The sequence below is a fragment of the Gilliamella sp. B14384G12 genome (assembly GCF_016101825.1).
GTDB lineage: Bacteria > Pseudomonadota > Gammaproteobacteria > Enterobacterales > Orbaceae > Gilliamella > Gilliamella apicola_N.
The window spans coordinates 70,031-87,220 of record NZ_JACFPU010000013.1; the positions used below are offsets into that span (position 1 = coordinate 70,031).

At 34.0% G+C, this 17,190-nt stretch carries 17 protein-coding genes and 1 CRISPR repeat array; of the genes, 14 read left to right on the forward strand and 3 right to left on the reverse strand.

Annotation, left to right across the window (positions count from 1 at the left end):
• Positions 1 to 176 precede the first annotated feature (176 nt).
• Genes H3S73_RS11965 through H3S73_RS11985 form a run of 5 tightly spaced genes read left to right on the forward strand, consistent with a single transcriptional unit; the run spans position 177 to position 5,235 of the window.
• Positions 177 to 1,352, forward strand: coding sequence for a pyridoxal phosphate-dependent aminotransferase (locus H3S73_RS11965; protein WP_086326534.1), 1,176 nt, complete (start codon positions 177 to 179; stop codon positions 1,350 to 1,352).
• Positions 1,337 to 2,155: a MetQ/NlpA family ABC transporter substrate-binding protein gene (locus tag H3S73_RS11970; protein WP_198236709.1), complete on the forward strand. Its 819-nt coding sequence runs from the start codon at positions 1,337 to 1,339 to the stop codon at positions 2,153 to 2,155. The genes H3S73_RS11965 and H3S73_RS11970 overlap by 16 nt, the downstream gene beginning before the upstream one ends.
• A gap of 2 nt (positions 2,156 to 2,157) precedes the next feature.
• Entirely contained in the window at positions 2,158 to 3,192 is a 1,035-nt protein-coding gene (locus tag H3S73_RS11975; RefSeq protein ID WP_232352994.1) for a methionine ABC transporter ATP-binding protein, read from the forward strand.
• Positions 3,192 to 3,863 carry a methionine ABC transporter permease gene (locus tag H3S73_RS11980; protein WP_086351456.1) on the forward strand — a complete coding sequence of 224 codons (672 nt, stop codon included), beginning with the start codon at positions 3,192 to 3,194 and terminating at the stop codon, positions 3,861 to 3,863. The genes H3S73_RS11975 and H3S73_RS11980 overlap by 1 nt, the downstream gene beginning before the upstream one ends.
• A gap of 13 nt (positions 3,864 to 3,876) precedes the next feature.
• On the forward strand, positions 3,877 to 5,235 hold the full coding sequence (locus H3S73_RS11985) for an FAD-binding oxidoreductase (RefSeq protein ID WP_198236708.1): 1,359 nt from the start codon (positions 3,877 to 3,879) through the stop codon (positions 5,233 to 5,235).
• A gap of 106 nt (positions 5,236 to 5,341) precedes the next feature.
• Here the strand turns inward: H3S73_RS11985 and pdxT are convergent, their stop codons facing one another.
• Together pdxT and pdxS are read right to left on the reverse strand one after the other, a co-directional pair.
• Positions 5,342 to 5,935 carry a pyridoxal 5'-phosphate synthase glutaminase subunit PdxT gene (gene pdxT / locus H3S73_RS11990; RefSeq protein ID WP_198236707.1) on the reverse strand — a complete coding sequence of 198 codons (594 nt, stop codon included), beginning with the start codon at positions 5,933 to 5,935 and terminating at the stop codon, positions 5,342 to 5,344.
• Positions 5,935 to 6,822, reverse strand: coding sequence for a pyridoxal 5'-phosphate synthase lyase subunit PdxS (gene pdxS / locus H3S73_RS11995; RefSeq protein WP_198236706.1), 888 nt, complete (start codon positions 6,820 to 6,822; stop codon positions 5,935 to 5,937). Before pdxS ends, pdxT begins: the two co-directional genes overlap by 1 nt.
• A gap of 428 nt (positions 6,823 to 7,250) precedes the next feature.
• Between pdxS and H3S73_RS12000 the strand changes: the two genes are divergently transcribed.
• The 6 genes from H3S73_RS12000 to tenA all read left to right on the forward strand — a co-directional run bounded on the left by H3S73_RS12000 (position 7,251) and on the right by tenA (position 12,879).
• Positions 7,251 to 8,654 carry a PLP-dependent aminotransferase family protein gene (locus tag H3S73_RS12000; RefSeq protein ID WP_198236705.1) on the forward strand — a complete coding sequence of 468 codons (1,404 nt, stop codon included), beginning with the start codon at positions 7,251 to 7,253 and terminating at the stop codon, positions 8,652 to 8,654.
• 35 nt (positions 8,655 to 8,689) lie between these two features.
• Positions 8,690 to 9,910, forward strand: a complete 1,221-nt coding sequence (locus tag H3S73_RS12005; protein ID WP_198236704.1) for an MFS transporter — start codon at positions 8,690 to 8,692, stop codon at positions 9,908 to 9,910.
• 265 nt (positions 9,911 to 10,175) lie between these two features.
• A complete protein-coding gene (locus H3S73_RS12010; RefSeq protein WP_232352544.1) occupies positions 10,176 to 10,439 on the forward strand; it encodes an SWEET family sugar transporter in 264 nt (87 codons plus the stop codon).
• A gap of 711 nt (positions 10,440 to 11,150) precedes the next feature.
• Entirely contained in the window at positions 11,151 to 11,375 is a 225-nt protein-coding gene (locus H3S73_RS12015) for a hypothetical protein (RefSeq protein WP_198228110.1), read from the forward strand.
• Positions 11,376 to 11,505: 130 nt separating this feature from the next.
• On the forward strand, positions 11,506 to 11,886 hold the full coding sequence (locus H3S73_RS12020) for a DUF1161 domain-containing protein (RefSeq protein ID WP_198228112.1): 381 nt from the start codon (positions 11,506 to 11,508) through the stop codon (positions 11,884 to 11,886).
• Between the two features lie 330 nt (positions 11,887 to 12,216).
• Complete coding sequence (gene tenA, locus H3S73_RS12025) at positions 12,217 to 12,879, forward strand: thiaminase II (RefSeq protein ID WP_198236703.1); 663 nt, start codon at positions 12,217 to 12,219, stop codon at positions 12,877 to 12,879.
• 46 nt (positions 12,880 to 12,925) lie between these two features.
• On the opposite strand, the gene asnA is transcribed toward tenA, so the two are convergent.
• Complete coding sequence (gene asnA / locus H3S73_RS12030; protein WP_198228116.1) at positions 12,926 to 13,918, reverse strand: aspartate--ammonia ligase; 993 nt, start codon at positions 13,916 to 13,918, stop codon at positions 12,926 to 12,928.
• An 847-nt stretch (positions 13,919 to 14,765) separates the two neighbouring features.
• On the opposite strand from asnA, the gene H3S73_RS12035 reads away from it, so the two are divergent.
• The 3 genes from H3S73_RS12035 to H3S73_RS12045 all read left to right on the forward strand — a co-directional run bounded on the left by H3S73_RS12035 (position 14,766) and on the right by H3S73_RS12045 (position 16,949).
• Positions 14,766 to 15,089, forward strand: coding sequence for a membrane lipoprotein lipid attachment site-containing protein (locus H3S73_RS12035; RefSeq protein ID WP_198236702.1), 324 nt, complete (start codon positions 14,766 to 14,768; stop codon positions 15,087 to 15,089).
• Between the two features lie 429 nt (positions 15,090 to 15,518).
• A CRISPR array of direct repeats spans positions 15,519 to 15,913; the repeat unit is 29 nt; unit sequence GTGTTCCCTGTATACACAGGGATAAACCG.
• Positions 15,914 to 16,245: 332 nt separating this feature from the next.
• Positions 16,246 to 16,524 (forward strand): hypothetical protein, encoded by a 279-nt coding sequence (locus H3S73_RS12040; protein WP_198236701.1) that lies wholly within the window; start codon positions 16,246 to 16,248, stop codon positions 16,522 to 16,524.
• A gap of 83 nt (positions 16,525 to 16,607) precedes the next feature.
• Complete coding sequence (locus H3S73_RS12045; RefSeq protein ID WP_370528807.1) at positions 16,608 to 16,949, forward strand: hypothetical protein; 342 nt, start codon at positions 16,608 to 16,610, stop codon at positions 16,947 to 16,949.
• Positions 16,950 to 17,190 lie beyond the last annotated feature (241 nt).

The window sequence follows — 17,190 nt, forward strand, 5'->3', positions numbered from 1 at the left end:
GACTATTTTGTTTCACTTCTGAAATGATGTAATAAAAACACCTAATCAATCATTGTTTTTGCTAACTTTACGTTATAAATAAAAACTATATCGATATATAAATATATTATTTAACAGAAAAAATAGAGTTTTGTATTATACTTACCAACCTTATTATTCTATTATCTAAAAAAACAATGCATAAACTAGCCAATCGACTCGATCATTTTTCTGATTCAGTTATTCGTAGGATGACGCGAATTGCTAATAAATATCAGGCTATCAATTTATCACAAGGTTTTCCTGATTTTGATCCTCCAAAACAGCTTATTGATGCCCTTAAACAAGCGGCTGATAATGGGCCTCACCAATATGAGATCACTTGGGGATCGCAAGAATTTAGGCAACTGTTAGCCAAAAAACAGCAAAAATTAATGAATATCGACATAAACCCAGATGAAAACGTATTAGTTACTTGTGGCAGTACTGAGGCAATGATGTGTGCGGTGATGACGGTATGTAACCCAAAAGATAAAGTTATCATCTTTTCGCCTTTTTATGAAAACTATGGTGCGGATGCAATACTGTCGGATGCAACGCCCATCTATGTACCACTTATTCCACCGACTTTCGAGTTTGATAAAAAGCAGCTCCGCGAAGCGTTCGAGCAAGGTGCTAAAGCATTAATTTTATGTAATCCGAGTAATCCTTGTGGTAAGGTATTTACTCAAGATGAGCTTGAATATATCAGTCAATTAGCAATTGAATTCGATGCTTATGTTATCACTGACGAAGTGTATGAACACATGGTCTATCCACCGCATAAGCATCTCTATTTAGCGAGTTTTCCTGACATGCAACAGCGCACGATTAGTTGCAGTTCATTATCTAAAACTTATTCTATTACAGGTTGGCGTCTAGGCTATATCATTGCGGACAAACGCATCATTGATGGCTGCAAAATGATTCATGATTTTCTTACCGTTGGTGCTGCTGCGCCATTACAAAAAGCTGCTTGTGCAGGTCTATCATTAAGTGAGGAATATTATCAGCAACTCACCGAGACTTATATGGCTAAACGTCGCTTATTTTTACAAGGTTTAGATCAGATAGGCTTATCTTATTATGAACCGCAAGGTGCTTATTATGTATTGGTTGATATTTCTGGATTGAATCCATTTACCACCGATTTTGAATTTTGTGAATGGTTAATAAAAGAAGTTGGAGTAGCGGCTGTTCCTGGATCGGCTTTTTTTAAACATCCAGAATATCGCTATATTCGTTTTCATTTTGCAAAACAAGAACAAACCTTGATTGCAGCTTTAGATAGATTATCAAAACTTAAGGAAAAATTAACATGTTTAAAAAACTAATCACGGCAACAATAGCCATATTTTCAGCCATGTTGTTATTAACAGGTTGTGGCGAAGCTAAAAAGGAAAATCAACTCACCGTGGGCGTAGCAGCAGGTCCATATGGTGATATGTTTAAACAAGCGATTGCACCAGGATTAGAAAAAAAAGGTTACAAAATTGAAATCCGAGAATTCAGTGATTATGTACAACCTAATCTGGCTTTAGCCAATAAAGATATTGATATTAATTTATTCCAACATTTGAGCTATCTTGAAAATTTCAAACAAGCACGTAATTTAGATCTCTTAGCTGTTGGCTTTGTACCAACGGCAGGGGCGGGTATTTTTTCGAACAAGATCACCGATTTTTCGCAATTAAAAAAAGGTGATCAAGTCACCATTTCAAATGACGTCACTAACGAAGCGAGAGCGCTAAGAATCTTACAAGCAGCAGGTTTAATTAAGCTCGATCCCGCGGTTGATAAAAATAATCTAACACCAAAAAACATTATCGAAAATCCATATGAATTAGAAATTGTACCCATCGAAGCGCCACAAACACCTAGATCACTGGATAATGTTGTTTTATCCGTTGTAAATGGAAATTATGCGATCGGTGCAGGTTTGGATCTATCTAAAGCACTTTACACAGAAGTCCTTGATAAAGATCACAAAAACGTCATCGCGATTCGTACTGAATCAAAAGATACTTTAGGTAAAGACATTATAGATGTCCTGAAATCAGACGAATATTTACAAGTGATCGAAGACAAAAACGGTATTTTCTATACTTTCCAAAAACCTGATTATCAATTATTTTAACTATGCAAAATACACCACTGAAAAATACACCATTGATTCAAGTAAAAAATGTATCTGTGCGTTTTGAGGCCAAAGATCAGATCATTGATGCAGTAAAAAATGTTTCGTTTGAGGTTAATCATGGCGAGATATTTGGTATTATTGGCTCCAGTGGTGCAGGTAAAAGTACCTTAGTTCGCACTCTTAATCGACTTGCTGATCCTAGCTCTGGACAGATTATTGTTGGTGGCACAGATATTCAGACGTTAAAAGGTCGACAATTAATGGCCTTTCGTTTTCAAGTCGGCATGATCTTCCAAAATTTTAATCTAGCTTCATCAAAAACGGTTTATGAAAACATTGCCTTTGTACTAAAAGCTGCAGGTAAAAAAGGGGAGGCTGTCAAAAATAGAGTAGAGGAGTTACTTGCATTAGTGGGATTAAGCGACAAAGCCAAAGCTTATCCTGCTGAACTCAGTGGTGGACAAAAACAACGAGTCGGCATTGCCCGTGCATTAGCTAATGAAGCTAAAATATTACTGTGTGATGAAGCTACTAGTGCACTTGATCCGACCACAACCAGTGCCATTTTGGAACTACTTAAACAGCTTAACCAAAAATTTTCCTTAACCATCGTACTGATTACCCATGAAATTGATGTCGTAAAAAAAATCTGCGATCGAGTTGCTGTGATGTCTCAAGGTGAAATCGTTGAAATGGATAACACTTTCAATTTGTTCGCCAATCCCAAACAGCAATTCACCCAAAATTTTCTTAACATTGATGAAAATACTCATTTGCCTGAACCTATTAGACAAAATGTTAAAGGTAAATTGGTTCGACTTCGCTATATCAACGAAAACACCACTCAACCTATTTTGTATCAATCTGCTTATGAAACGGGTGTGGCTTTTAATATATTGCATGGTTTTATCGAATATTTTGACCAACAAGCGCTAGGCAATTTAGTTATAGAGTTAATTGGTGAACCCAATAATATCCAACAGCTTATTGCAAAACTGGAACATCAAAGTGTGATCATTGAGGAAATAAAATAATGGTAAAACTGACAATCGCTGAAATAATGGAAATGCTATGGAAAGCCGCAGAAGAAACGTTCATTATGGTGAGTTGGTCATTACTAGCTGGGCTTATTTTTGGTACCCTAATTGGATTGCTTCTATTTTTATTATCCAATCCATTTTTTCTAAAAAACAGGGTGATAGGGAATGTGGCTAATTTTATTATCAATGCAACGCGCTCCATTCCTTTTTTAATTTTGATGGTAGCCGTTCTACCGCTTGGAACGTATATTGTCGGTACTACAGTTGGTCCTAAAGCGGTAATTGTCCCGTTGGCAATAGCTGCAATAGCATTTTATGCTAGATTGGCGGAAAACGCCTTTAGCCAAATTGACAAAGGTGTTATTGAAGCAGCCATTGCCAGTGGTGCCTCACACACTCGTATCATTTTTGGCATATTGTTTCCTGAAGCGTTAGCACAGCTAATCCGCCATGCTACAGTCACGACCATATCACTCATAGGTTTTAGTTCAATGGCGGGGGTCGTTGGTGGCGGAGGAATCGGCGATTTAGCGATTCGGTTTGGTTATCAGCGTTATGTCACCGAAGTTCTTATTATCTGTATTATCATTTTAATTATTGTTGTCATGTTAATACAGTATCTAGGTGATAAATTAGCTAACCATTTTGATAGAAGTCACAAATAATCGGTAAAACAACATGAAAAAATTAACGGATATAATTGTTGATTCAGATCGAATCATTACTAAAGATCATATACCTCAATCTCACTTAACTGATGGACTTAAATCACATTATGGGCAAGCGGAAATTTTGGTTTATCCTAAAACTACGGATGAAGTTGCACAACTTGTTAAATATGCCAATCAAAATAATCTAAAAATTACAACACGTGGAGCGGGCACCAATCTAGTTGGCTCAACCATTCCTAATGGTGGTATGATTATCGACTTATCGTTAATGAATACTATTATTGAACTAGATAAATCAACATTTACGGTAACGGTACAATCAGGCATCTTATTACAAGATTTGCAGCAGTTTGTTGAAAAGCAGAATCTTTTTTATCCACCTGATCCCGGTGCAAAAAATGCGACCGTTGGCGGTAATATTAGTACTAACGCGGGCGGTATGCGTGCGGTTAAATATGGTGTTACGCGAGATTATGTGCAAGCGCTTGAAGTCGTTATGGCAGATGGCACAGTATTAAATATTGGTAGTAAAAATATCAAAGATAATACGGGGCTGTCATTAAAACATCTTTTTATCGGCAGCGAAGGAACATTAGGTATTATTACCCAATGTACATTAAAATTGATTGCTAAACCAAGTGTCTTTGAAACATTAATTATTGGATTTAACACTATTGAACAAGCCGTTGCCAATATCACGACAATATTACAGACATTAACACCCACTGCACTGGAATTTGTTGAACGTCAAGTGGCGCAGTGGGGAGAACGCTATTCAGGTTTCCAATTTCCATTGCCAGATTCTAAGGCCTATTTAATCATTATGCTTGATGGCGCCAACAAGCAACACATTGTTCAGCAACGCCAACAGTTATTAGCGAATTTAGGCGATTGCAACTATTTTATTGCCGAAACGATCGAACAAGCCAATCAAATTTGGACCGTTCGCGGATCATTGGTTCGTGCTGTTGAGGCAGTTACAGAACAAGATCCGATTGATATTGTCGTTCCGATTAATCGTATTGCCGATTTTATTCATTACACGAAACAGTTACAATCCCAATCAGGTGTTCGTATGCTCGCTTTTGGTCACGCAGGAGACGGCAATATTCACTTATGCATATTGCGTGACGGACGAGACGAAAAGCAATGGTCAGAAGCACTCGAGCAAATCCATAATGCCTTATATCAAAAATGTCATGAGTTAGGTGGACTACCTTCGGCTGAACATGGTATTGGCACTGCAAAAGTAAAATATTTTAACAATGCCATTGCCCAAGAAAACCGTCAATTAATGCAGCGAATAAAACAGCAATTTGATCCTAATAACATTTTGAATCATCAGGTCTATATTACCCAACTTTAAAAGTGCTATTAACATCTAAACTATAAACTAACAGATCATAATAATCTGTTAGTTTATTGCTTAATGTCTAGTTGATTAAATTAATGGTCTATTTTACTAAAACTGATTAACAGATCTCTACAAAATAGTGCATAATGCGATTATCTTGTGTTAATTCAGGATGAAATGAACAGACTAAAATATTATTTTGTTTAGCCATTACGCAATGTTCATCAATGAAAGCGAGTTGTTCTACATGCTCACCTGCTTTGGCGATATAGGGAGCACGAATAAAAACAGCAGGGATTTGCTGACCGATTAACTTAACATCTAACTTTGTTTCAAAGCTGTTAATTTGCCGACCAAAACCATTACGCTCAACATGAATATTGATTAAAGCAAGCTGTTCAACTTCATTATGGGTAGTGGTTTTTCCGCATAAAACTAATCCTGCACAAGTCCCTAAAATACCTTTACCTTGTTGAGCAAATTGTTTAATTGGTTCAAACAGTCCATTTTGTCTTATCAAACGGCTAATGGTTGTTGATTCTCCACCAGGAATAATCAGACCATCTAGTTCAGCTAATTGCTCGGGATGTTTTACTGCGATAGCTTGCACGTTATCTAAACTATTTAGCATAGTGATGTGTTCACTAACTGCTCCTTGTAAATTGAGCACACCAACTTTTTTTAACCGCTTGGAAGTTAACGATTGCGTCATTACCAACCTCGTTCTTGCATGCGTTCGGATTCGGTAAGTTTACTGATTTCTATTCCTTTCATTGCTTCACCTAAGCCTTTCGATAATTCCACTAGACGTGGGTAATCATCATAATAGGTTGTAGCTTGCACAATTGCCTTAGCAAATTTTTCAGGATTTTGTGATTTAAAAATACCAGAACCGACAAATACGCCATCCACACCAAGTTGCATCATCAAAGCTGCATCGGCAGGAGTAGCTACGCCACCCGCAGCAAAATTGACGACGGGTAATTTACCGAGTTGCTTAATTTGTTTTACCAGTTCAAAAGGTGCACCAATTTCTTTAGCAAAAGTCATCAACTCATCATCAGATTTACTGACAACCATACGAATTTGTTCATTGACTTTACGCATATGGCGCACCGCTTCAACAATATTACCTGTACCAGGCTCTCCTTTGGTTCGTAACATTGATGCACCTTCACCAATACGACGTAATGCTTCGCCTAAATCACGACAACCACACACAAATGGTACGGTAAAATTACTTTTAAGTAGATGATATTGTTCATCGGCAGGGGTTAATACTTCACTTTCATCGATATAATCAACGCCCATTGATTCTAAGATGCGAGCTTCAACAATATGCCCAATACGTGCTTTTGCCATGACAGGAATTGTCACTGCATTCATTACCTGTTCTACTATTGTTGGATCCGCCATTCGGGCAACGCCTCCAGCTGCTCGAATATCCGATGGCACACGCTCTAAAGCCATGACTGCGACAGCCCCCGCTTGCTCGGCAATTTTTGCTTGTTCGGCATTAACGACATCCATAATAACACCACCTTTTTGCATTTGCGCCATGCCACGTTTAACGGTTTGTGTTCCTGTAACTTGATTCATGTTTGCTCCTAGTAAAGTTTTTTTTAACTGAATTTGTGATTGGTTATCTATTATTCAGAAATATCAGAGTGGAATAAACGGCCAATTGGACTATAATCAAACCATCCAATTTTATTTTGTGTTCGGTTATATTAAGACCGCATTAAGTATATTTTTAGACATTACACAAATTGCCATTACTTCAATCGGTCATTTTAGTTTTACAATGCTGTACGCAATAAAACTAATAGCATCAAAGAGATAAATATTTACCAAAGTAAATTAATAAATTTCTTTATTTAGGACATAATCTTTAAATGGTAAGAAATGTTTTTTTAAAAAGCCGAAAACGAACAACATAAAATACTGATGGCATTAAAAGAATCAGCCATTTAATGCCAATTTTGAAAAATATTAAACGTATCAACTAGATATAAAAAGAGCAAAATATGTGGCATAAACAAAAACTTGCACCTTTTGAAGGTCCAATTTTCAAAAAAGTTATCCAACTGATTGAGTATTATATCGAACATGGGATTTTGATTTCGGGTGAAAGGTTAATTTCAGAGCGAGAATTGGCTAAACAATTGCAAGTAAATCGTTCGACAATCGTACATGCACTAGATTTTTTAACTGAACGCGGTGTATTAATTCGTAAACGAGGTAGTGGTACATATGTAAATAATCAGAAATGGGGGATGCAAGTTTACTCAACGATTAATTGGCGTTTACCTGGGCATTTCTTTTATCAAAACAAACAAACATTGTATCAACAAAAAATTGATAAACTACGGAACAGTAAAACTCAAATATATGATCTTGCTAATGGAGATTTACCCACTGATTTAATTCCCAAATTACAATTACCTAATATATCGTCCCACGAATTAGTGATGCACGAAAAACAGAGTGATCAGCTACAGTTGGGTTTACCCTCACTTAAAGAACAGATTGTGCACTATATGAAAGTATGTTTTGCTATGCAAGTTGACAGTGATGAGATCTTAATTACTTCAGGTACTCAGCAATCATTGTTCTTAATTACCCAAGGTTTACTCAAACCCGGAGATGCGATTGGCATTGAGTCTCCTTCTTACTTTTATTCGTTACCCTTATTTCAAGCGGCGGGATTACGCTTATATGGCATAGAGTGTGATGCTCAAGGCATCATGCTGGAAAGTTTAAAAAAAGTGGTAGAACAACATCAAGTTAAATGGTTGTTTTTAAATCCTGTTTTTCAAAATCCGATGGGATTTGTTATGAGTGATAAACGAAAAAAAAGGATACTTGATTTTTGCCGATCACAATGTATTGGAATCGTCGAGGATGATGCTTATAGTAATTTAGCCTTTAGCGATAACTTAGCAATCTCACCGATTAAAAAGTTTGATAATAATGATCAGGTTATTTATTTAGGTTCATTATCTAAATATATTGGTCGAAATATTCGAATTGGTTGGATGATTGCGCCTCGAGCAGTTATCGAAAACTTAGCTAAAATCCGCCAACATATTGATTCAGGGTTAAGCATTTTACCTCAATTATTAGCAGAACAATATTTAAAGAACCACTATCTGGCACATCAACAACTGCTACGTGAAAAACTAAAATACAGATCAGAGCAATTAATGAATTGGCTAAACACCAAATTTAATGGTGAGATAACTTATCAACCATCATTAGGTGGTTTCCATTTGTATGCAAACTTACCTGTGACAAATACGGCTCAAGAACTAATGTTTTTAAATCACCTATTATCTCAAGGTATTATTGTTGCACAAGGCTCAGATTTTGGGGATAGCTTGGGTAAAGTCAGATTAAGTTATGGACATTTTGTTCAGAATCTGCTTTGATGAACAAACTCAAGTTATTTTATCTATCAGTTATTATGGAAAATTTAAAAGTATCATCATTATCGATTAATAAATTATTACTTGTTGCCGGCACAGGTTGGTTGTTTGATGCAATGGACGTTGGCCTATTATCTTTTATTTTAGCTGCATTAAAGCAAGATTGGGGGCTTTCACCAGCTCAACTGGGATGGATAGGTAGTGTTAACTCTATCGGCATGGCAGTGGGTGCATTTGTATTTGGTATTTATGCTGATCAAAAAGGACGTAAATCGGCCTTTTTATTTACCTTACTCATGTTTAGTATTGCCAGTGGCTTAAGTGCCTTTGCATGGGGACTGGGTAGCTTGCTTGTATTACGTTTTTTCATTGGTATGGGATTAGGTGGCGAATTGCCCGTTGCATCCACATTAGTTAGTGAAAGCGTTGCACCAGAGGTACGTGGTAGGGTGGTGGTATTATTGGAAAGCTTTTGGGCGGTAGGTTGGGTACTTGCGGCATTGATTGCTTATTTTCTTATCCCGCTTCCAGCCGTTGGTTGGCGTGGCGCTATGATAATTTGTGCTGCTCCTGCTTTTTATGCGCTCTATTTACGATTTAGCCTACCGGATTCTCCGACCTATATACAGTTAAATTCCAATGCAAAAAAAGATTCCATCCTTCATAAAGTACAGTCATTGTTATCAACAAAGTTTCGTTGTCAAACATTAATGCTGTGGATTGTTTGGTTTTGCGTAGTGTTTTCCTATTATGGCATGTTTTTATGGTTGCCTAGCGTTATGATGATGAAAGGCTTTGGTATGGTTAAAAGCTTTGAGTATATTTTGTTAATGACTCTTGCACAGTTACCTGGTTATTTCACGGTGGCTTGGCTAATTGAACGTGTCGGGCGCAAATGGGTGTTAGTTACCTATTTACTTGGTACATTAATAAGCGCCTATTTGTTTGGTTTGTCTGAATCCGCTAACCAGTTATTATTCTTTGGTGCATTACTTTCGTTCTTTAATTTAGGTGCATGGGGTGCGATGTATGCTTACACGCCTGAACAATACACCACCAATATTCGGGCAACGGGTGCCGGCATGGCGGCATCAATTGGTCGTATTGGCGGTATCTTAGGTCCATTAATGGTTGGGTTATTAATGGCAAATAATGTATCAATCAGTACCATTTTCGGGCTTTTTAGTTTATCGATCTTAGTTGCAATTATCAGTATTATATTTTTAGGTTATGAAACAAAACAGACTGAACTTAAATAATTACAGGTAATTTGTAACAATATCACCAATCTTAGAAATAAATTGCATTGTGTAGTTTTTACCTTATTGGCTAATAGACTACACAGTGCGTTTTATAACCTGATGAATAACTATAATATCGTTTTTTAACACATACATTCCTTATTATTTCATTGATTTGTCTTAACGATAATGAATACTTTGGGGCAAGATCGTGTAATTGCAGGTAATTCCACATCTGATTATAATCATTTAGATATCTTTAGAAATTTAAAAGGGGACAATTTTGAAACTATCAAAAAAAGCTTTCCATTATTTAGGTATTATTGCAACAGTAGCTTCGTTATGTATGTATATTTCTTATATTCCACAAATTATTGATAATCTTCATGGGTTAAAATCTAATCCAACTCAACCATTAGCGGCTGCAATCAACTGTTTGCTTTGGGTGTTTTATGGATTATTACGAGAAAAGAAAGATTGGCCAATTGCAATCGCTAATTCTCCTGGCGTCATATTTGGTTTTATCGCATTTCTAACCGCATTATAAATTCTAATAATGATAATGTGACAATCAATCTTAATATTTGGTTTTGCTGTTTAATTAGAAAAACTTATCCTAACAATTTCAATAATTAACAAAATAACGGAATTATCGCAGTTATCTGTTTACTTTAAACCTACCTATTTTAAAAGGTATAAAGTTTATCTATTGTAAGTATTAACTATTTAGATTTATTATTTGCTATTTGGAATTTTACTGCGTTTTAAATACCAATAATGTTAAAGCAGTTAAAGCAACAATCACAATATTAATATTGGGCTGTTGCTTTTTTGTTGCAGTTTAGACGATAAAAAAGCTTATTTTGTAAAAGAAAAAAGTAAAAAAACACTTGCTTTTTTTAAGGGAATAAAATTAAAAAATTGGCTGGTTAATTTTTAACCTAGTAAAAATAACAATATAAATCAATTTAGTAAAGAGTTATCAACAGGTTTGTTAAATACTTATCAAATAGTATAGTGAATAATTTTGGCGATATAAAATTAAAAAATTTTTATGAATGAGTGATATTTGTCCATTGTAAAGGCTTTAATATAATATTATAGTAAAAAGTACCAGTGATATATTGATAATGATTTAAATTTTAGAATAGATGGCATTTTTTATCCGATGTAGTTGATGATACTTACCTAAAAAGACCAGCTATTTTAATTTAATAGTTGTGAAGAAGGTAATGATGACACAAAAGGAATGAATATTATGACTGAGATAAATTTTTCAGATGACTTGATAAAAGAATTTATCTACTCCGTATATCGTAAAGAAGTATTGTTAAATTTAAAAGGAGTAGTATTAACAGAAGCTGATCGCAAAAAATTGCATGAAAAAAGAGATTTTGTGAATAGTTTATCTGAAGATGAATTAAACGATATTCGCTCTTGGATTTTGAATCGATTAAAATTATTGGAAAACCAACATCAGTAATCATTATTCCATTTTTTCCTAAATTCGGTTTATCTTCATTCACTATTATGAAGTAATTACGTACAACAGTTGTAGACAGATTCACCAATAGTTTTATAATATTAGTAGTTTTATACTAAAAGGAAAGGAAATGAAAAAGTTAGTCTTGGTTCTTTTATTAAGTTTACCAATGATGGCTGTAGCATCTAATTGTGAAGACATTAGCTCTAATATAGCTGAAAAAATAAAAAATAATGGTGTTGATCCTTCTAAATTTCAATTGAAACTCATTCCAATCGAACAAGCCGATCAACAAACTGAAGGTAAAATTGTCGGATCTTGTGATCGTGGTCAACAAAAGATTGTTTATGTGCGCTTTAAAGATATACCCGTAGCGACTCAAACAACCGAACAAACACCAACACCCCAAAACCAGAACTCAAAAACTCAATCTGATACATTAGCTCAACAAGAAGCAGCTCCACTCGCTACAGAAAATCAAGAACCCCAAATTGAGTCAGAAAACAGATAACCACTTTTAATAAAATAAATAGAGTAGGTTCAATAAGCTAAATCTACAATGCGATCGAATAAGCCTACTCAATTTCAATAATAAAAATAAAAATTAATTTTTTAGTTGATAATAAGTGAACAAAAAGAAAGTAAAACTTAGTAATAAATTATTACTTATGTAAAAGTTTTGTTCATTATTCTGGATATTTATTTAATTGGGGTGCTATAAGCTGAAATTATACCAGCCGAACCTGATTCGTTTAATAGCGAAGAAAAGGGGTTAAAACAGGCTTTTTCTGCAAGTCTGCTTTACTCGTCAGTAGCTGAGTTGTTAAAAAAAGGAGCTGTTATGTCATCGTTTTACTCACTTATTCAATCATGTCAAACTGATTGGGATCACTATATTCAACATGAATTTATTCAGCGATTAGGCCAGGGAACATTAGATATAGGCTGTTTCCAGCACTATTTAAAGCAAGACTATCTATTTTTAATCAATTTTTCACGAGTTTGGGGACTTGCTGTCTATAAAAGTCATGATATTTCAGAAATTAAGCAATCTTTAAATAGTTTAAAAACGATTGTTGAAATAGAACTTGATTTACATATTGAATATTGTAAAAGATGGAGAATAAATGAAAATGAACTCAATACGCTAACGGAAGCCAAAGCAAATAAGGCATACACGCAGTATGTGCTTGATGTTGGATTGCAAGGTGATATTTTAGACTTACATATTGTATTGTCTCCTTGTTTAATCGGTTATGGTATGATTGCCAAATGGTTGAGAAAACAACTTTGGTATGATGCTAAAAATAACCCATATACCAGTTGGATTAAAATGTATGGAAGTAAGGCGTTTCAACAGACAATGCAAAATGAAATTGCATGGATTGATCAACGTTTAATAAATATCGATACGAGCCGATTTGAACATTTAACGACAATATTTAAGCAGGCTACTCAACTTGAAGCTAATTTTTGGCAAATGGGATTAGATAGAAGTTTTTAATAACAAACATACTTTACCATTTAAGGTAAAGTATGTTGACTGCCAACTAAAGCAATTGTGAATAATTTTGTTTGGTTGAATCGTCCCAAACACTAGCTTGAACTTGACCAATATGCTTTTGTTGTAGAAGTAACATAACTAAACGGGATTGACCAATTCCACCACCTATGGTTTGCAATAGTTCTCCATTGACTAAAGCTTGGTGCCAAGCAAATTGCAAACGATCCTCATCGCCAGTGATTTTCAATTGACGTTTTAATGTTTCTGGGTCGACTCGAATACCCATAGATGAAATTTCAAAAGCACTGTTTAAAATTGGATTCCAAACTAAAATATCACCATTTAACCCTTTTGAACCCATTTCATTATCGCTGCTCCAATCATCATAATCTGGAGCACGCACATCATGTTTTTCGTTATTTGCCAACTTACCGCCAATACCAATTAAAAATACAGCGCCAAGTTCTTTAGTTATCGCATTTTCACGCTCTTTAGGGGATAAATTTGGATAACGTTTTAACAGTTGCTCACTGTCCATAAAGGTAATTGATTCAGGTAAAAAACGGGAAAGATGATATTTTTCGGATGCTGCTTTTTCAGTCGCTTTAATGGCTGAATAAATTTTTTCAACCGTCTGTTTTAAATAAGTTAGATTACGATCTTCTGGTCGAATTACTTTTTCCCAATCCCATTGATCAACATAGACAGAATGAATAGGCGATAAGCGATCTTCATCAGGACGCAGTGCTTTCATGTTAGCATATAAGCCTTCACCAACAGCAAAATGGTGATCACTTAAAATTTTACGTTTCCATTTAGCAAGTGAATGTACCACCTCAAATTGGGCATCATTAATTGTTTTCACTTTAACTTGCACTGCGTTTTCTGTTCCAGATAAATTATCTTGAACACCATCACCAACTTTACTCAGTAGAGGGGCTTGAACTTCGATTAATGATAAATTTTCCGCTAATTTATCGGCAAAAAATTGTTTTACAAAGCTAATTCGCTGCTGTTGTTCTTTAAATGATATCTGCATGTTTCGTCTCTAATTATTTATAATTTGTGCAGGTAAATTAAACTAGAAAATAAAAATTTGCAAGACACAATCAGCCAAATGCAATTAGTGACAATAGTAATCAACAACTTATAGTCTGTTTACTAACAAATGATAGGTATTTCTATTTTGTCAAAAAGTTTCAGGTTAACTATACGTTTCAGTATAAAAACCAATAAATAATTTATTTTAAATTTATGTTTATAAAGAAAACATAATATTAGGTCAACATAAGTATTTACTTTTAAAATTGAGTAATAGATATGAAGTAACAGCCTTACATAATGGTTTTTACTAAAAAAATATAGTTGATTACTTTAAGATTGCTGAAATCATGTTAACTAAAAAAGCGTATATGAATCATAGATTATGAAAATTTTGTAACTAAGATATACAAACAAATCACTCTAAAAATAGAGTAATTTTAATAACAACAAAGCATCAAAAACATCTCAATAAAATTATATAAAAAAACAGCAAAAAAGTTGATGGAAATTTTCAACTAATCATTTTAATTAATAAACAATAAGTTATAATACGTTTCCTTGTATACATAGGGATAAACCGGTTAGCTGTACAATGTATAACGTATACACTATCGTGTTCCCTTTATAAACAGGAATAAACCGGCCTTTTAAAGTCTTTTAAGAGTAAGGAGATACACAGAGATAAACCAAAATAGCAACAACAATCGCTTTAAATATAAGTAATAAGTGCAGAAGAATAGTAAGAGTTAGTGAAATTATCAATTTTATTCTTGTTAGGCATTTAAATAACGAGACGTTAGAACAGATAACACAAGAGTTTATAAAAAAGAAAAGGTAAAGTAATGATGAAAAAGATAATATTTTGTTTTGTTTTATTTTTTATGTTAGCCGCATGCGGTGAAAAAACCAATTTTCAAGGAAAATATGAACCACAAGAAACTGGCGAAAGAGTTATAACACTAGAAAAAATAAATGATGTTGAGTATACATTTACTGTAGAACCTGATCATCTTGATAAAGTCCTTAAAATGGGGAGAGAAAAACATATCGTAAACATAAAAAATAGTAATCAAATTTATGATTTACGCGGAAATTATATAGGTGAATTTAATGAAAACAAAGAATTTGTAACCAAAAGAGGAAAAGTTTATAAAAAAGTTGAATAATTTTAAAGTGTTAAAAATATAAATTGTTTATTTAAAGTTTAAATTAGTAGGATTGATTATATATGTCAGCTTTGTGTTTTCCCTGTATATACAGGGATAAACCGCTGGTCGATCTGTTGGTGCTGTTTTTGAGATTATGTTCCCTGTACACACAGGGATAAATCTTTGATGCGTCAATATTACATAGCTTTTTTTGCTATTCAAATAATCGCAATTCTATATTTCATTGTTTACCATTTATTTAATAGCATGAAAAATATAAATTTATTGATGGAATTCCGTAGAATCTAATTTCAATTCCCATCAATTTTAATTAATTAAATAAAAACATAGTGTTATAAATACAGATTTTGGTAAAAAATAGCCTAAAAAATCGGTAGAAATTTGGTGGTCAATATTTTAATTATAAAACAGTATGTTATAATTGGAGTGTTCCCTGTATACACAGGGATAAACCGAAAAATAAAGATTTGGAATCAATAATGTGGGAGTGTTCCCTGTATACACAGGGATAAACCGGGTTGAGTTCAATCGTGGATTCATCCGTTATTGTGTTCCCTGTATACACAGGGATAAACCGTCATCTAAGAAAAATCAACTACTCGCTGAAGCGTGTTCCCTGTATACACAGGGATAAACCGAAAAAAATGTATCATCAATTAATGATTGTTCTGTGTTCCCTGTATACACAGGGATAAACCTGAGAATATTCCCAAAACGCTCACGATTAATGCGTGTTCCCTGTATACACAGGGATAAACCGGTTATTTCACCATTTTTTACTCTATCAATTGGGTGTTCCCTGTATACACAGGGATAAACCGAAATTGCATCGATTAATAACTTTTTTAATGGAAATTACTATCTGTTCTTAGTGATACGTTTTGTTATTTATGCATTTTTTATTTGTCTCCTTATTAAATTTAAAATAACCATAAAAACTAAAGTCAACTCACAACTGTTTTTTAGAACTAGCAAATTGTGTTTTTTCTTAATTTGTTTTAATGAAATAATGTTGTTTATTCGGATGGAGTAAAAAATGTCTGCTATGAGTTTCTTTGACTATGTGATATTGTCACTTGGATGGTCTATCAATAATGGACTATGGAACATTATATCTATGTCTGGCATTTTTGTTTTGCCCTAAATATTTAAAATGATTAGCATCATTATTGATGTTAGAGACAAAGGGGCGCTTAAAGGAGAACATGCAAATATTATTGTTACTCGATTAGAACAATATATTTATATAAGTATTGTCGTAATCTTTTTTGTGTATTATCCATCAATTAGTCTTGATATTAGAGTGCTACATTATGAAAACAATGGTTATTCAGCAGTCATTGACAGTGGAAAAATCACTCAACAAAAATCTAATTGTTCATATTCAGAAATATCACCAGATTCATCATCTTTTAAAAAACATAACATTTAAGTGGTCAGCAAATTTATGTTCCTATTTGGTGGTACTTTGTTTACTCTTTATCTTCTGGATTTACCCAATCAGCAGTTACAACATTGCCATATAACACCGATTTACGAGAGGTTCGTTCAACAATTTCAGATTTAGTATTAACAGATCCAATATTGAAAAGCGAAGCGAATGAATTTTATTCGTTCTGTCTTAACCCATCCTTTAATAAATTACATACTGAGTTATGCAAATTACCAGATGATCTAATTGATGATGTAACCTGGTTAGGTTCATCATATTATTTGAATACGCCTGGATATTATGATTCTTTTAGATCTCAAACTCCTCAAAAAGATTGGCCGTATGATGACAAACGAGATGTTGGATTAACACCGGGGGAGGGTAATACTGGTACCCGTTATGTAATGCCTGGTGGGGTGGATTAAAAAAGAAAATTATCGCTGATATTAATAAGCAAATTAAGAGAGAATCTAATGAAAAATCACGAACAGGAAATTTAAATCCTAACATCAATAAGTTTTCATTCTGGGAATGGATAACAACTAAAAAAGAAGAACGCGATGAAATTGTTTTACGTTCTGTGGTATGTCCACACTTTTTAGTACCAAAAAGATAAGGTCATCGATTTCTTTTGTATTCAATCGGTGACTGATAATTTAATGTTGA

Bases quoted from the DNA above. Each gene is read 5' to 3' on its own strand.
- pdxS (WP_198236706.1), bottom strand. From the start codon at position 6,822: ATGAATCAAGTTACAGGAACACAAACCGTTAAACGTGGCATGGCGCAA.
- tenA (WP_198236703.1), top strand. From the start codon at position 12,217: ATGTCATCGTTTTACTCACTTATTCAATCATGTCAAACTGATTGGGAT.
- H3S73_RS12005 (WP_198236704.1), top strand. From the start codon at position 8,690: ATGGAAAATTTAAAAGTATCATCATTATCGATTAATAAATTATTACTT.
- H3S73_RS11965 (WP_086326534.1), top strand. From the start codon at position 177: ATGCATAAACTAGCCAATCGACTCGATCATTTTTCTGATTCAGTTATT.
- asnA (WP_198228116.1), bottom strand. From the start codon at position 13,918: ATGCAGATATCATTTAAAGAACAACAGCAGCGAATTAGCTTTGTAAAA.
- H3S73_RS12040 (WP_198236701.1), top strand. From the start codon at position 16,246: ATGATTAGCATCATTATTGATGTTAGAGACAAAGGGGCGCTTAAAGGA.
- H3S73_RS12035 (WP_198236702.1), top strand. From the start codon at position 14,766: ATGATGAAAAAGATAATATTTTGTTTTGTTTTATTTTTTATGTTAGCC.
- H3S73_RS11985 (WP_198236708.1), top strand. From the start codon at position 3,877: ATGAAAAAATTAACGGATATAATTGTTGATTCAGATCGAATCATTACT.
- pdxT (WP_198236707.1), bottom strand. From the start codon at position 5,935: ATGACGCAATCGTTAACTTCCAAGCGGTTAAAAAAAGTTGGTGTGCTC.
- H3S73_RS12020 (WP_198228112.1), top strand. From the start codon at position 11,506: ATGAAAAAGTTAGTCTTGGTTCTTTTATTAAGTTTACCAATGATGGCT.
- H3S73_RS11975 (WP_232352994.1), top strand. From the start codon at position 2,158: ATGCAAAATACACCACTGAAAAATACACCATTGATTCAAGTAAAAAAT.
- H3S73_RS12000 (WP_198236705.1), top strand. From the start codon at position 7,251: ATGTGGCATAAACAAAAACTTGCACCTTTTGAAGGTCCAATTTTCAAA.
- H3S73_RS12015 (WP_198228110.1), top strand. From the start codon at position 11,151: ATGACTGAGATAAATTTTTCAGATGACTTGATAAAAGAATTTATCTAC.
- H3S73_RS11970 (WP_198236709.1), top strand. From the start codon at position 1,337: ATGTTTAAAAAACTAATCACGGCAACAATAGCCATATTTTCAGCCATG.
- H3S73_RS11980 (WP_086351456.1), top strand. From the start codon at position 3,192: ATGGTAAAACTGACAATCGCTGAAATAATGGAAATGCTATGGAAAGCC.